The following is a 14,509-nucleotide window of genomic DNA, read 5'->3' as shown; positions in this document are numbered from 1 at the left end:
AACGATGAAACCCGTGAAACGTGAACCAACCCAGGACAATCCCCCTGGTAACCCCTCGATCGTCATCATCGGCGCTGGCTTCGCCGGAATTACCCTTGCACTTCGCCTCAAACGCGCAGGGTTCGACAGGGTCCTCATTGTCGAAAAGGGCGATGGTGTCGGGGGAGTCTGGCGGGAGAACACCTACCCAGGGGCGGCCTGTGACGTCCCGTCGCAGTTGTACTCGATCTCCTCGGCGCCGAATCCCAGGTGGGGTCGGCGTTACGCAGAACAAGGCGATATCCTCGCCTACCTTCGCCGCGTCGCCGACGAAAGTGGTTTGCTGTCCCTCCTTCGGACCAAAACCGAAATCGCTAAGGCGGCCTTCGATGAGCGCACGAACACATGGCGTCTGACCACGACTACGAGTCAGGAATTGGAGTGCGATGTCGTCATTTCGGCCGTGGGCCAGCTGTCCCGACCCTCAGTTCCTGATATTCCTGGAATCTCGGGCTTCGCGGGCCCGTCGTTTCATTCCGCGAATTGGGACCACGATCTGAATCTCAGCGGCAAGCGGCTTGCGGTCGTCGGCACCGGCGCTAGTTCGGTGCAGTTCGTCCCGGTGGTCGCCGCAGGCGCTGAGCACTTGGACGTTTTCCAACGGTCAGCCCCATGGGTGCTGCCCAAATTCGACCGTCAGTACGGTGGGCGGCATCACCAACTGCTGCGCAAGTTGCCCATTCTGCGGCTCAGCGAACGTCTGATGATTTGGACGATATTCGAGTTCTTGGCGTTGGCACTCGTCGACGCGAAGCCAGTAGCGCGAGTCTTGGGAGTCATCGCCCTCCGGCACCTAGGTCGCCAGGTGTCGGATGCCCGGCTGCGTTCCCACCTGACGCCGGACTATGCGCCCGGGTGCAAGAGGATTCTGTTCTCCAGCGACTATTACCCCGCGCTCGCACGTCCCAACGTTTCATTGGTCACCGACGATATCCGGGCAGTAGAACCTGGCGGAATCCGCACGGTGAACGGCGACTTCCACGCCGCCGACGTGATCATCTACGGCACTGGCTTCAGTGCCACCGAGTTTCTTTCCCCGATGGAGGTCTACGGCCGCTCGGACCGAAAATTGTCGGACGTGTGGGCGGATGGCGCGCACGCCTACTACGGCCTATCGGTGCCAGAGTTTCCGAATTTCCTCATGATGTACGGGCCCAACACCAACGTGGGATCCGGGTCCATCGTCTACATGCTCGAATCGCAGGCCCGACACATCGTCAGGTTGATGAAGGTTCTCCGTGCCCATCCAGGAAGTGTTATCGAGGTCCGTGCCGATGTGGAGAAGCGCTTCAACGACCGGTTGAGTCGCCGCCTGGACAGATCCGTGTGGACTATGTGCACGAGCTGGTATCGCTCGGCGCGCGGGTCGATCTCTACCAACTGGCCCAGCCCGACCTTCTTGTATCGCCTTCGTGCGCGCAGGCCGAAGCGGCGCGCTTACGTCCTGTCGCGTCCCGCGCCCGCGAACTCGTCGCGCAGGGGGACACCCGAGCCGGCCAACACCCATCTGGCCGACATGCCCTATGCCCCAAGCGGGGCCGATAGCGTCGACTAGTGGCGGCTCTGTTCAGTGACGGGTATCCGAGGACGGCGGGGAGTCGCCGACATTCGAGCGGCAACTGTGACCGCCGTTGACAGGGTGGTCACCGGTGTAAACGATGGGTGAAATCCTTCCGATAATGCGAGAAACAACATCAAGGGGGCACTCGATGACCAAATCGCCGTCCGGTTCGGCAAGCAAGTCCCGTGACCGGCTGTTGTCGGTACTACTGAATCCCCTCCCGCAGCGCGTCGAGCGCGCTATCCAGGAGTGAGTCGACGATGGCCGGTTCGCGAACTCGCCGCGCCGCCGACAGGTAGCGGATTGAAGCCAGTTATCGGCGATCAGGGATTGCCTCTCGTTGGCCTTCGCCCGGAACTTACCGGCGGCACGCTCGGGGCAGAATGGTGATTTACTCGCCGCGCTATGTGAGGCGCGCGCCGAGGACGGCGAACGCTTCACTGATGCGGACATCATAAATCACATGATCTTTCTGATGATGGCCGCTCATGACACGTCAACGATCACCACTGCCGCTGTGGCGTACTTCTTGGCGAAGAATCCTGAATGGCAGGATCGACTTCGTGCTGAGTCTGACCGTCTAGGCGACGATCTGCCGGACATTGAGGACCTGGAGGGGCTTACGGCGATGGACTTGGTCATCAAGGAGTCGCTCAGACTAGTTGCACCGGTACCGTTGGTTATGCGTAAGACAGTGACCGACACCGTAATTGATGGCTACTACGTCCCCTCCGGAGTGCTCGTCGCCATCACGCCTGCGGTCAACCACTTTGCGCCCACAGTGTCGACCGAGCCGGACCGGTTTGACCCAACGCGACTCGAGCCGCCACGGCGCGAGGATCAGGCCCACCGCTTCGCCTGGCTTCCGTTCGGAGGAGGCGCGCACAAGCGCATCGGGATGCACTTCGGCACCTTGGAGGTGAAGGCAATACTGCACGAGATGCTGCGGGAATTCACCTGGAGTCTGGATGACGGCTACCGCGTTCGGTGGGACAATACGTCCCTGCCTGTTCCCTGTCGACGGCCTACCTATTACGTTGTGTCGCCGATGATATCTAGGTCATTCCACGAGACTTTTGAGTGCTTAGCCGAGCACATCGCCCTCACAGGGCGCCGGCGGAATCGACGCAGTCCTCCAAGTGGCCTCGGAGATCCTCAACAAACCCCGGCGAACCGTAGTCGGCAAACCTACGCAAACTGCCGGAAAGGATGGTCATGCTAGAACCATCAACAGCCGTCGTCACAGGAGCAGGTCGAGGGATTGGTCTGGAGATCGCGAGACAACTCGCCGCTGCCGGTCACAAGGTTTTGCTCACGGATGTGGATGGCGACGCAGCGGAGCGCGCTGCCACCGAGGTCGGCGGTGGCGCTTGGAGCGCCACGCACGACGTACGAGATCCGTCGGGTCATCGGGAAGTCGCTGCTCAGGCTTTAGCCGCTGGCCCTCTGGCGGTGTGGGTAAACAACGCTGGGATCCTACTCGCGGGTAACAGCTGGAGTCACAGCGATGCCGAGATTGCGTCGATCCTCGATGTCAATGTACGAGGTGTCGTTGCCGGCTCACACGCGGCAGTTGTCGCTATGGGCGCGGGTGGGGGCGCGATCCTCAACATCGCGTCCCTCTCGGCTCTGGCGCCCATCCCTGGATTAGCGATGTACGCAGCAACCAAAGCGGCCGTATTGTCGTTCACCACATCGCTGCAGGGCGACCTTGACCATGCGGGATTGCCAATCCACGCACGGGCGCTATGCCCTGACGTGGTAAGTACGAAAATGGTCACCGACCGAGTTGCCGACCCTGGGGCGGCGCTTCTGTTCGCCGGACCGCGTCCAATGGATGCTGCGGCCGTGGCCCGCGCGGGACTCGAGTTGCTGGAGAGTCGCCAGATATTCCGGGTAGTTCCTCGGTGGCGTGGCGTAGTTGCGCGCACTAGCGATGCTGCGCCGTCGCTTGGATTGAAAGCTTTCGCGTTGATGCGCGGCGTCGGTGAGCGGCGCCAACGCAATCATCGTTGATGGCGGTGTCGAAGACGGAGGGTTTAGCGTGGGGAGGCTCGAATTGTACCTGGTCAGGTTTTCGGTTCGCAGAGTGGTAAGTGGGGATCAAGCTGGAATCCCAGTTCCTGCAGCCTGTCATTGATTATCAACCAGGTTTGCCGTGTCAACCGAATGACGAGTTCGTCACGAGTGGAGTCGCGATGGTCCAGCCACCATAGGACCGAAGCGTCCATCAAGCCCATGATGGCGGCGACATTGCGGTCTGCCGCCTCTGAGTCCTCGCCGTAGCGAGGAAAGTAACGGGCACCCGCGACGGCGAGTTCAGAGGCGAATGCGCTGCTGCCGGGCGCGGTCTTCTCGGTGCTGCGCCGATAGTGTCGGTTCACCAGGAACCGATAGAGGTTGGGGTGTTCGTCAGCCCACATGACGTGCTGAGTGACCGGCGCGCGTATCACGTCTAGCGGCGATCCCTGGACATCCAGAGTTAGGCGAATCTTCGCAGTGAGTTCGCGGTGGACGTGACGAGCCACGGCAAGATCGAGTTCTTCTTTACTTGCGAAGTGGCGGTAGAAGTGTGTGCGTCCCAAACCGGCCTTGTCTGCGATTTGGCCCGTGAGTGCGTGGGGCCCGTTCTCTTCGATTGCGCTGAGCGCCGCTTCGATGATCTGTTCACGACGTAGTTCACGGCCCGGCAACCTACTGGCCGCGCGGCGTACCGCTGTGGTGTCCACCCAGTGCTGTCGCTCCACGATGTCACCGTAACGCCCCGCGCTCTGGAAAGTTCTGGGTACGTGTTGTACCCGGCGTGCGATTCGTGGTACACCATGTACCCACAGGCGAAGCGAGACCATTGCGGGATCGGTGCGCAAGCAAACACAGTGAGGACTTTGTAATGGCAGCCAACCGCTCTAGCTGGATGGACGACGACCTCGACGCACTGCGGGATTTGGCACGTACGTTCTGTGAGAAGGAGGTCGCGCCGCACAGTGCCCGCTTCATCGAGCAGCACCACGTGGATCGGGACCTGTGGACCCGGGCGGGTGATCTTGGGTTGCTGTGCATGTCAATCCCCGAGCAGTACGGCGGAGGTGGGGGAACGTTCGCTCACGAAGCAGTCTTGATTGAGGAACAGGCCCGCATCGGCGATTCGGCATGGGGCGCGCCGCTTCATAGTGGAATCGTCGCCCACTACCTGCTCGAGTACGGCACCGATGAGCAGAAGGAACGCTTTCTTCCCAGACTGGCAACTGGTGAGATGGTTGGCGCGATTGCGATGACGGAGCCGGGCACTGGCTCCGATCTCCAATCTGTCACGACCAAGGCATCGCGCGTTGGAGACGAATACGTTGTCAACGGTTCCAAAACGTTCATCACCAACGGCGCTCAGGCCGACCTCATCATCGTCGTTGCGAAGACCGACCCCAGTGCCGGAGCGAACGGAATCTCGTTGGTTTTGGTCGAAGGCGATCGACCGGGCTTTCGGCGGGGTCGGGTGTTGGACAAGGTCGGTCAGCGCGGACAGGACACCTCCGAGCTCTATTTCGAAGATGTGCACATTCCGGTTGAGAACCTCCTGGGTACGACTGAAGGCCAGGGGTTCATTCAGTTGATGCAGCAACTTCCCCAAGAGCGATTGATCCTTGCGCTTGGTGCAGTGACAGTACTAGAAACAGCGCTCGAGTTCACTGTGGAATACACCAAAGATCGGCATGCCTTCGGCAAGCCCGTCTTCGCCTTCCAAAACACCAAGTTCAAGCTCGCCGAGGTCGCCACCGACGCCCACATCAGCCGCGTTTTCATCGACGACTGCGTCGCCCGCCATCTGCGCGGTGAACTCGACATCCCCACCGTCGCGATGGCGAAATGGTGGACTACTGAGCGTGCGATGGTCGCCCTTGATGACTGCTTGCAGCTCCACGGCGGCTACGGCTATATGACCGAGTATCCCATCGGCAGGATGTGGGCCGATGCTCGCGTTCAGAAGATCTACGGTGGGACAAACGAGATTATGAAGGAGATCATTGCTCGGTCGCTTTAGATCGAATTCGACCGCTAGATTGGTTACGAGGGGCCGCGATAGCGAGGTGGCGTTCGCTTATCAAGTCGGTGGTGACTGTTCATTAGGCGGTCACTGTTCACTAGGCGGATACCCGGCGAGCTCGCTTCAAACGGGGGCCTTACTCGGCCGGCCTGGGCGCGCCGCGCCCGAGACAGGTTGACCTTGCTGCTGACGCCCTTCAGACGATATGCGCCGGCGGACGACCACCGGAGGCCTGCGTCGTCGACGATCACCCGCGTGGAGTCCCACCAACACTGCGCCTGGCCGCGCCGCCGCGCTCACTCGGCTGGCCAGGTTCACGGGGTTGCCGAACCAGTCGCCCGCGCGCGAGACCGCTGACCCGGACGCCACGCCAATCCTCAAGGAAGGCAGGTCATTTGCTGACGCGCTGTCGATCAGGTCCAGCATCGTCGTCACCAGCGGCGTCGGTCGTGATGAGACCAGCATGACCGCGCCCCGAGGGTTTCACGAATCTCAACCGGTGGGTTGGCAGCCTCGCGCGCAGCAGTCGCGAGTCGATTCGCGAGCCTCTCCAAATCGTCGGGCTGAAGCTTTCAACATGTTCAGCGCGCGAAGCCACGCATCATCTCCGTGGCCTGCCCGATGCCTTCCGTGAGGGCCCGCAATATGGCGACTGTTTCGTCTGGATTCCGGTTTCCGTGCTCAGCTCGCGCAGAGAGACGTACCGTCCCTCATCACCCAGTACGCGGCTTGTAGGAAGAAGGAGAGGGGTTGGGGCCACCAGTCGGCTTTGATCAATCGTGAAGCCCTGGGCATGCAGCCAGGCAATTAGATGAGTCCTTTCCTGGCGGCTGTCGCCCTCAAGACCGTCGTGCAGACATACTGAGCGAGGTCGTCTTCGTGTGTTGCTGACACCCTGGACCTGCTTAGTGCTGCGGCGTACCGGGACGCGGACAGGATGGTTCAGTGTTCACGCCGCGCACCTGGTGACTCGACGCGGGGACGCCGAGCACGGCGTGACCCATCGCAACGAGCAGCGCAGAGGTCTGTTCGGGAGCCAGGCCAGTGCCGCGGTAGTGCAAGATCGATTGAATGGCTCCGATCGCTCCATGAACCATCGCCCGAAGTTCAATCTCATCGACCGCGGGCCGCAATTCTCCGACGAGGTGTACCCACTCTTCTAGATAGAGTCGCTGCTTTCGGCGCAACCGGCTCTGGTGCTGATCCGACAGATTGTGCACTTCGCGGTAATACACCATTGCCAGCTCGCGTTGATCCATTACCAAGGCGACTTGGTCTGACACCAGCAGGGTCAGCGCCTCCGCCTCGTCGCGGGACTGCTCGACGATCGCCGTCGCACGCTTAAGGAGTTTGTCCACCACTCGCTCGAAGAGGGCCGCCAGTAGATCGCTCTTACTGTTGAAATGGCGATAGATGGCCGGCCCGACAACCCCTGATGCAACGCCGATGTCGGCCATGGAGACAGCGTGGTAGCCCCGCTCGGCAATCAACTCGGTGGCAGAGGCGAGAATCCGTTCCCGACGTTCGCCGCCGACCCGGGTACGTCCGGCAACGACCACCTTGTTCACTACTACCTTCCTTCGCTCGCAACCAGGGCTCGCGCAGCACTGCAGCGCCGGGAGCTACACTACGAACGTTAACACCTGCTCACAATCCCAGGTTGAGTTGAAATGTAGACGCCCAGTGGCAGGTGGCTGGCGCCTGCGCGTGTGATCCCCATTCGTGGATGTGCCCGCTCATTGGCCAAGATCGGCAACCGCGTGGGCAGATCGCTGCGCCCTCTTTGGATGTCCAGTTCGGCAAGGAACTGGACAAAGCCATCTCTCCGTCTGCCGGACGCTGTTGGCGTCATCCGATCGTCATCACATCGTTCGGCAACACGGCTTTGGCAAAGGGGCTACGTCAAGCAGCAGGCAGAGGACGGCGACTTGATTGGCGATACGTCGACAGAGTGGCCCGGCTACTCCAAATTCGGGATTTGTCAGGTCGCGCCGACAAGGGATTGCGGTATGTCCACGATGCGGGAGCGCAGGTACTCGCACAAGCCCTTCGCCTGGGCATCCGGCCGGGTCGAGGATGCCACGCCTTCCCCCAGCAGCCCGTGCACCACAACGTTGAGCGCACGCAGGTTGGGCAGCTCGAATCGCTCTATGCGCAGCTGCGCAGCCTCCGGGCCGAGCAGCCCGCGCAGTCGCTCGACGGTTAAGTGCTCGCGCACCCAGGCATAGCCGGCGTCGTCGCGGGCCCAGAGACCAATATTGGCGTTGCCGCCCTTGTCGCCGGACCGCGCGCCCAGAACCGCGCCCAGCGGCGCGCGGCATGTCGGCTCGGTCGGCGGCGCGGCTGCCGCGCTGCCCCGGACCTTCGCGGCCGGCACGCTACCGGTCGGCGGATCGGCGATCCTCCGGCGCTCACCGTTGGGCAGCACCACGACCTGCGTCACGCTCGACCGGGGCACGGTCGCTGGGCGATACACGCCGAACACTGACTCCGACGTGGGTGGCGTGGTGGTGTGGAAGCCGGCATACCCGGCCAGAGCGATCTCCATGATTGCGCTCGAGAACGCCCGGCCGACCTTGCGCGGGTCGGTGTCCTTGACCGTGATCCGCAAGTGCGCGCACGCCTGGTCGTTGGTGGGGGCGTCCGGTGTGTCGAAACGCAGAAACCGGACGTCGACCTCGGCGAAGGATCCCCGGCCGCCGAGGATGTCGAACAGCTGCTGCTGCGCGAACGCGGCTTTCGCCTCCAGGTCCAAGCCGGTGAGCACCATCGTCATGGTGTTCCGGTAGCCCCCGACCTCGTTCAGCGCCACCTTGAGCGTCTCCGGTGGCGGGCTGCCGGTGACACCCGTGATCGCCACCCGGTGCTCGGCCTGCTGGGCCAGCGAGATCGTGTCGAAGTGAGTCACCACGTCGGGCCCCAGATAGGCCGGCTCGGCGATCTCGTAGAGCAGCTGGGCGGTGACCGTACCGACCGACACCAGCCCCCCGGTGTCGGCGTGCTTGGTGATCACCGACGAGCCGTCGGCCGCCACCTCCGCGATCGGGAAGCCCGGGTAGCGACGGTCGGTGATCTCGTCGAGGAAGGCGTAGTTGCCGCCCGTGGCCTGTGGTCCGCATTCGATGACGTGGCCGGCCACGACGGCACCGGCGAGCCGGTCCCAGTCGGTGCGCTCCCACCCGTGCCACCAGGCGGCCGGGCCGACGACCAGCGAGGCGTCTGTCACCCGTCCGGTGACGACGACGTCGGCGCCCGCACCCAGCGCTTCGGCGATACCCCAACCCCCGAGGTAGGCGTTGGCCGAGACCGGCTTGACCTCACCGACCGCAGGGGTGATCGCGGAGAGGTTCCCGCGCAAGTCGTCACCTTCGATGTGGGCGATCCGGACGGTGATACCGAGCCGGTCCGCAAGCTCGCGCAATCTGACGGCCAGCCCGGCCGGGTTGAGCCCACCGGCGTTGGCCACGATCTTGATACCGCGGTCGGAACAGGTGCCCAACACCTGCTCCATCTGGGTCAGGAACGTGCGCGCGTAACCGCCCGCCGGATCCTTCGCCTGGGCCTTCGCCAGGATGAGCATCGTCAGTTCAGCGAGGTAGTCCCCGCACAGCACGTCGATGCTCTGCTCGCCCGTCCCGCCCTCGACCATCTCCCGCGCCGCGGCGATCCGGTCGCCGTAGAAGCCCGAGCAATTTCCGATGCGTACCGGGTCCCTCACGACACACCTCCGTCGAACTGTCCTGCGGTGCGCCCGCCACCGGGAGGTCCGGCGAAGGCCTGCGCGATGGAGAGCCACTGGTCGGCGAGCGGACCGGTGACGTGCAGTGCGGTGTCGTCGCGATGCCTGCGCTGGGTGACGAGCAGGCAGAAGTCGTGCGCAGTGCCGGTGACCCGGTTGGGCACGCCGTCGGGGCCCCAGGTCCACAGCGTGCCCCCCGGTGCGGTGAGCTCGACACGGACGGGTTCCTCGGGCACCTCCAGGCCGTTGGCCATGTAGCTGAACGCCCGCGCTCCCACGCCGATGTGGGCGACGTGGCGCAACCGGGCCGAGGGCACACGGGTCACTCCCAGCGCGTCGGCGATGTCCTGACCGTGCGCCCAGGTCTCCATGATCCGCGCGGTCAGCGAGGAAGCCGCGCTCATGGGGAGGCCGAACCACGGCACCCGCATCGAGGGGTCGATCGCTGCGAAGGCAGCGACGAGGGCGCGGCGCGCGCCGTCGAACCAGGACAGCAGCTCCGCTGTCGGCATCGGCCGGTAGCGCTCGGCGATGGTGTCCGGGGAGATCCGGCCGTCAGCGAGCATGGGCAGCACCTCGGCCGTGAACCCTTTGGGGTCGGTGGCTGAGCGCACCGCGGCGTCGTCGAAGAACGCAAGATGGCTGATCTGATCGCGGACCGCCCAGCCTGCCGCGGGGGTGGGCGCGTCCCACCCGGCTTGCCCCTCGGGCAGCTCGGCGATCAGCGACCACAGCTCGGCCGTTTCCGCCCCGATGTCGGTGATCAAGGACTCCATCGGCACGGCCACGTCTAACGTCCCTTCCAAACCGGTGTGCGCTTCTCGCGGAACGCGGCGGGACCCTCTAGCGCGTCGGCGCTGAGGTACACCGGCTCCCATATCTGGTCGGCGTGGGCGTAGGCCTCCGTCAGGTGGTGCGCTGCGGAGAGGTATACGGTCTTTTTTGCCGCGAGTACGGACAGCGGTGCGTTGGAAGCGATCCGCAGGGCGATCTCCTGAACTCGTGCCCGCAGCTCCGCTGCGGGCACGACCTCGTTCACCATGCCGACCTCGCGGGCGCGCTCGGCAGTGATCGGGTCGCCGGTCATCAAAATCTGCAGCGCAATCCGCGGCGGCAGCAGCCACGACAGCGGGACAGCCCATGGCGAGCCGCGACCTACCTTGACCTCGCTGACCGCGAACCTGGCGTGCTCGGCTGCGATGACAAGGTCGCACTGCTGGGCCAGTAGGAATCCGCCAGCGAAGGCGACGCCGTTCACCGCGGCGATGGTCGGCTTGGCGACCTGGATGTTGCGCCCGAATTGCGGCGCGAAGTCCGGCGGCGGAACCGTGAGCGCCGTCTCCGCCATCTCTTTAAGGTCCCCTCCGGCGCAGAACGCCTTATCGCCTGCCCCGGTCAGCACCAGAACCTTGGCGGAGTCGTCGGCGTTGAAGCGGTGAACGCTGTGGAACAGTCCCTGCCGGACCGCCCCGTTGAGCGCGTTCCGTGCCTCGGGGCGATTGATCGTCAACCAGGCCACCCCGTCGACGACCTCGTAGGTGATCGCTTCCTCGCTCATCAATCCCCGTCCTGATCGGCACCCGCCCTCCCGATGTGAGGGCTCGTTCACTCGCAGTACGTTACCCGGCAGAATGTCGCGAGGACCAGTTGGTGAGCGAACGCGTCGCCTCCGGCGGCGCAACCCGACCGGCGTGGCCAGTTCCGTAAATGTGGGTTCGCCACCTCGTCGGCCGCATTCGGTTCGAGCGATTGACGAGATCGGATCCCAAGGCCGCAACACGGGTTGCGTTCGTACGTCAAATCCTCGGCAAGAATGTGGCCCTCTTCGGCCTTTTGGGATTGGCACGCCGGAGGTGCTCCTTGCCACCGTTTCACCCTTGGCTCCCAGAAACAATCGGTGCCAAATGCTGTGAACGCATGCGTCGCCGCGGGGGACCGCTCGTCAGCGTCCGAGGACTTGAAAGCCTTCCCATGCTTTCCGGCGGTCGGCGTGGGGGTCGTTGTCCACTCGCGAAGCGCGATCGAAGACCAGGACCGGACGGGCGTCGCTGGTGTACCGCGGCCAGCCGTCTCCTGGAACTCCGGTGCGTGCGAAAGCATCCCAGCGCCCTTGCATGTCGTCGCTCACGCGTAGGGCCGAGCGGCGATCGGCTCCGGCGCTGAGTAGCCGACCGAGCGGCGTGCGGTAGGCGTCGAACACCGCAAGAAGCTCCGTCGCATGGGTGGCACCCAGCCCGGCCCATTGCAGAGTTCGCGGGGCGAAGTCATAGCGGTACAGATATGTGGGGGCGTGCCGACTGTGGGAATCCGCGAGCTGCCACAGTGTCGATCCGAATGTGAAGTCGGCCCCCAGTCGGATACAGGCATCGGGGGCCGGATATTCGGGATAGGCAGCGGTAATTCGCTCACGACAGGTGGGTTCCGCTCCCGCTAGTAACGCTTCGATCTTGGCTTCGTTCGTCGGGAGGAGTTTGAGGAAGCGAGTGAACAACCGGCCCTCGTCGGCGTTCGTACCGACGATCAGCGGCACACGGTACGCCTCGCCGTCGCGCATCGCTTGAATGGGCTCGGACGGTAGATAGTCGGTTCCGAATGTGCATCCCACCGGGTAACCGCCAGCAAGGTCCGATGCACTCGTGGTGAGCAAGCGATCGAATGCATTCACCAGTTGAGCCGGACGCGCCGCCAACAGGAGGCGGGCGGGCTCCCGCTCGTCGGCGCAGAGAATGGATGCGAACTTGGCGGCGAACTCCGCGGCCAGCTCCTGGGAGCGGGATAGCGCGCCGGCCGGACTTTGTGAGATAGCCTGTGCGAAAAGCCCTTTAGCCGCTGGCACGGCCAGCAAAGTGGTAACGGCGTGCGCGCCCGCGCTCTCTCCGAAGATCGTCACGTTATCGGGATCGCCGCCGAATGCCGCGATGTTCTCGCGTACCCACCTGAGCGCCGACACGAGGTCACGCAAGTAGAGGTTGTCGTCAATATGGATGTCTGCGGTGGACAGCGACGACAGGTCGACAGCCCCTAGGGCGCCGAGGCGGTAGTTTGCCGATACGTACACGCAACCGCTGCGGGCAAGCGACGCGCCATCATAGATCGGTGTCGCGGAACTGCCCAGGAAGTACGCCCCGCCGTGAATGAAGAACATCACGGGCAGAGGTCGGTCCGAGCCGCCGACGGGTGCAACGACATTCAGGGTGAGGCAGTCCTCGCTCATGGGCTGGAACTTGCCCGGACCGACGATGGTGTATCGGCGGGGCTGTGGAGCGCAGTAGCGGAATCGGTGGCAGGGTCGGACGCCGTCCCACGCTTCGACCGGCTGGGGAGCCTTGAACCGCAGCGCGCCGACTGGTGGCTTGGCGTAGGGAATGGAACGCCAGCGATTGACGCCGTCCCGCGTGAATCCTTCGATGGCGCCCGAGGTGAGTTCGGTGCGGACTGTCTTCGCTGGCATGTATCGACAATAGCGAATGACTATTCACACCAGCGCCCGGCTCTGCCGTTCAGTCGCCGTGTCGGGCACGGTTTGGCCTGCTACTGATGACTCACTCGACTTCGGTCAGCGGCCTCCACGGCCGTTCGGTGACGTCGTGGCTGATTCTTAAGCACCGGTTACTTCTTTTCAGAAGAAGAAGCTACCCATGACCGGCTATCTCCGGGCGTGCGGGGACATCCTCAGCGTTGTGAGCGTCGGTACTCGCTCGGAGAGCGGCCGGTCCATCGCTTGAAGGCGTGTGAGAAGTTAGCAAGATCGCCGTATCCGAGCTCGGTCGCGATCTGGCTTGCCGACATTGATCGGGTGATTAACAGCATCATCGCGCTCTCCCGCAGACACGACTGGCGCAACTCGCGAAAGGTGGTGCCCTCTTCGGCGAGCCGGCGTTTGAGTGTGCTGGTGGATACCGAGAGTTCGTCTGCGACCCGCTGGCAACTTCGCTGTCCGGGATCCTCGTCCAACAACCGTCTCACCTTCTTGGAGAAGGACGTGGCTCCGCTCTGCTCGTCGAGGGTCCGCCTCAGCTCGGCGACGGCGAGTCGATACGCAAGGGGATCGGAGAACCGGCACACATCATCGAGCGCGTTGACGGGAACATGAAGGTAGGACATCGGTGCGTCAAAGAACAGACGCCCGGCTAGTACCATCTCTGCCGCGAGTTTGTTCAGGGAGACCGGCGCTGACCAACTCAAGTGGAGCGTGACGGTCAGCGTGTCACTGACGAGCATGTCCAGCAGTCGTAACAACGCCGAGCCGGTATATGTGACTGCTAAGCAGTCCAGGGCCCGATCGCCTGTGTGCCCCCAGAGCCCGACGGTGAGACCTTGGTCATTTGGACGGAATTGTGCATTGATCGCCGTGGTGATCAACGGTAGATAGGTGAGCAGCTCGACGATCTCGGCTACCGAGCCTGCGCTGACCAGCGGGACGCTCAACGGGCCGAAAGATGTCAACTGTGCCTGTCCTGCAAACGAGAAGCCGAGCAGGGTTGCCCGGTCGACGTCTAGATCGGGGTACAGATCGCGAAACCACCGCAGTGGCGCCTGGACATCGTGCTGCATCAGCGTCGCCTCGTCGGTTCCCTCGCGCGCCATGATGGTGCGAAGCCGCGCGACGGCGTCCGGGTCGAGTGCCTGGCTCTCCAGCATTTGCACGAACGCGACCGGAGGCACACCGGCGTTGCTGAACTTCACCGATCGTGCCCCCTGAGCCCAATCCACAAGTTCCTGATCCGCGCAAACATAGCGGAAGCGCTCGGATTGGACAATCCTGTTAACAAGTATTCACATTCAGGGGCAACTTAAGAGGAGTCGGTAATGGCCGTTGTCACTTTTGTCTCCCACGACGGCGACAAGCACCAGGTGCCTCTCGATGAAGGCCAGTCACTCATGCAGGTCGCGACCAACAATGCAGTGCCTGGCATCGACGGCGACTGCGGAGGCGAAGCGGCGTGCGGTACCTGCCACGTCGTCGTCGATCCGCAGTGGTCCGATCAGGTCGGCTCCTCCGGCGTCGGCGAAGAGGAGATGCTCGCGATGAACCCCGAGCGTCAGCCGACCTCTCGGCTGTCCTGCCAGATGACGGCCTCCGAGGCATGGGACGGCTTGATCGTCCATCTGCCGGAGTTCCAGATGTGAC

The 14,509-nt window shown here is 63.4% G+C and carries 12 protein-coding genes and 1 pseudogene; 5 read left to right on the top strand and 8 right to left on the bottom strand.

Features of this window, described 5'->3' with window-relative positions; genetic code table 11:
• The first annotated feature begins 4 nt into the window (after positions 1–4).
• The 3 genes and pseudogenes from ACAG20_RS11820 to ACAG20_RS11810 all read left to right on the top strand — a co-directional run bounded on the left by ACAG20_RS11820 (position 5) and on the right by ACAG20_RS11810 (position 3,616).
• Positions 5–1,594 carry an NAD(P)/FAD-dependent oxidoreductase gene (locus ACAG20_RS11820; RefSeq protein WP_068001988.1) on the top strand — a complete coding sequence of 530 codons (1,590 nt, stop codon included), beginning with the start codon at positions 5–7 and terminating at the stop codon, positions 1,592–1,594.
• A gap of 352 nt (positions 1,595–1,946) precedes the next feature.
• Positions 1,947–2,652 (top strand): annotated as a pseudogene (locus ACAG20_RS11815) (cytochrome P450); the annotation flags it as partial.
• Between the two features lie 157 nt (positions 2,653–2,809).
• Positions 2,810–3,616, top strand: a complete 807-nt coding sequence (locus tag ACAG20_RS11810; RefSeq protein ID WP_011895445.1) for an SDR family oxidoreductase — start codon at positions 2,810–2,812, stop codon at positions 3,614–3,616.
• A gap of 53 nt (positions 3,617–3,669) precedes the next feature.
• Here ACAG20_RS11810 and ACAG20_RS11805 read toward each other — a convergent pair whose 3' ends face one another.
• The gene (locus ACAG20_RS11805; protein WP_225397498.1) at positions 3,670–4,347 is read right to left on the bottom strand and encodes a TetR/AcrR family transcriptional regulator; all 678 of its coding nucleotides are present in this window, start codon (positions 4,345–4,347) and stop codon (positions 3,670–3,672) included.
• 143 nt (positions 4,348–4,490) lie between these two features.
• On the opposite strand from ACAG20_RS11805, the gene ACAG20_RS11800 reads away from it, so the two are divergent.
• Positions 4,491–5,636 (top strand): acyl-CoA dehydrogenase family protein, encoded by a 1,146-nt coding sequence (locus ACAG20_RS11800; protein WP_011895443.1) that lies wholly within the window; start codon positions 4,491–4,493, stop codon positions 5,634–5,636.
• A gap of 604 nt (positions 5,637–6,240) precedes the next feature.
• On the opposite strand, the gene ACAG20_RS11795 is transcribed toward ACAG20_RS11800, so the two are convergent.
• The 7 genes from ACAG20_RS11795 to ACAG20_RS11765 form a co-directional block, all read right to left on the bottom strand.
• A complete protein-coding gene (locus ACAG20_RS11795) occupies positions 6,241–6,438 on the bottom strand; it encodes an adenylate cyclase regulatory domain-containing protein (RefSeq protein WP_231963591.1) in 198 nt (65 codons plus the stop codon).
• A gap of 106 nt (positions 6,439–6,544) precedes the next feature.
• Entirely contained in the window at positions 6,545–7,207 is a 663-nt protein-coding gene (locus tag ACAG20_RS11790; RefSeq protein WP_011895441.1) for a TetR/AcrR family transcriptional regulator, read from the bottom strand.
• A 413-nt stretch (positions 7,208–7,620) separates the two neighbouring features.
• Positions 7,621–9,357 (bottom strand): acyclic terpene utilization AtuA family protein, encoded by a 1,737-nt coding sequence (locus ACAG20_RS11785; protein ID WP_011895440.1) that lies wholly within the window; start codon positions 9,355–9,357, stop codon positions 7,621–7,623.
• A complete protein-coding gene (locus tag ACAG20_RS11780) occupies positions 9,354–10,166 on the bottom strand; it encodes a TIGR03084 family metal-binding protein (RefSeq protein ID WP_370492640.1) in 813 nt (270 codons plus the stop codon). The genes ACAG20_RS11785 and ACAG20_RS11780 overlap by 4 nt, the downstream gene beginning before the upstream one ends.
• 2 nt (positions 10,167–10,168) lie before the next feature.
• Entirely contained in the window at positions 10,169–10,936 is a 768-nt protein-coding gene (locus ACAG20_RS11775; RefSeq protein WP_370492639.1) for an enoyl-CoA hydratase/isomerase family protein, read from the bottom strand.
• Positions 10,937–11,320: 384 nt separating this feature from the next.
• A complete protein-coding gene (locus ACAG20_RS11770; protein WP_370492638.1) occupies positions 11,321–12,829 on the bottom strand; it encodes a carboxylesterase/lipase family protein in 1,509 nt (502 codons plus the stop codon).
• Between the two features lie 221 nt (positions 12,830–13,050).
• Complete coding sequence (locus tag ACAG20_RS11765) at positions 13,051–14,064, bottom strand: helix-turn-helix domain-containing protein (RefSeq protein ID WP_370492637.1); 1,014 nt, start codon at positions 14,062–14,064, stop codon at positions 13,051–13,053.
• A 123-nt stretch (positions 14,065–14,187) separates the two neighbouring features.
• Between ACAG20_RS11765 and ACAG20_RS11760 the strand changes: the two genes are divergently transcribed.
• Positions 14,188–14,508, top strand: coding sequence for a 2Fe-2S iron-sulfur cluster-binding protein (locus tag ACAG20_RS11760; protein WP_011895435.1), 321 nt, complete (start codon positions 14,188–14,190; stop codon positions 14,506–14,508).
• Position 14,509 lies beyond the last annotated feature (1 nt).

The sequence above is a fragment of the Mycobacterium sp. pW045 genome, from assembly GCF_041287085.1.
Taxonomy (GTDB): Bacteria; Actinomycetota; Actinomycetes; order Mycobacteriales; family Mycobacteriaceae; genus Mycobacterium; species Mycobacterium algericum_A.
Note: the sequence above shows the minus strand (reverse complement) of the source record. Positions and strands in the feature narration are given on the sequence as shown.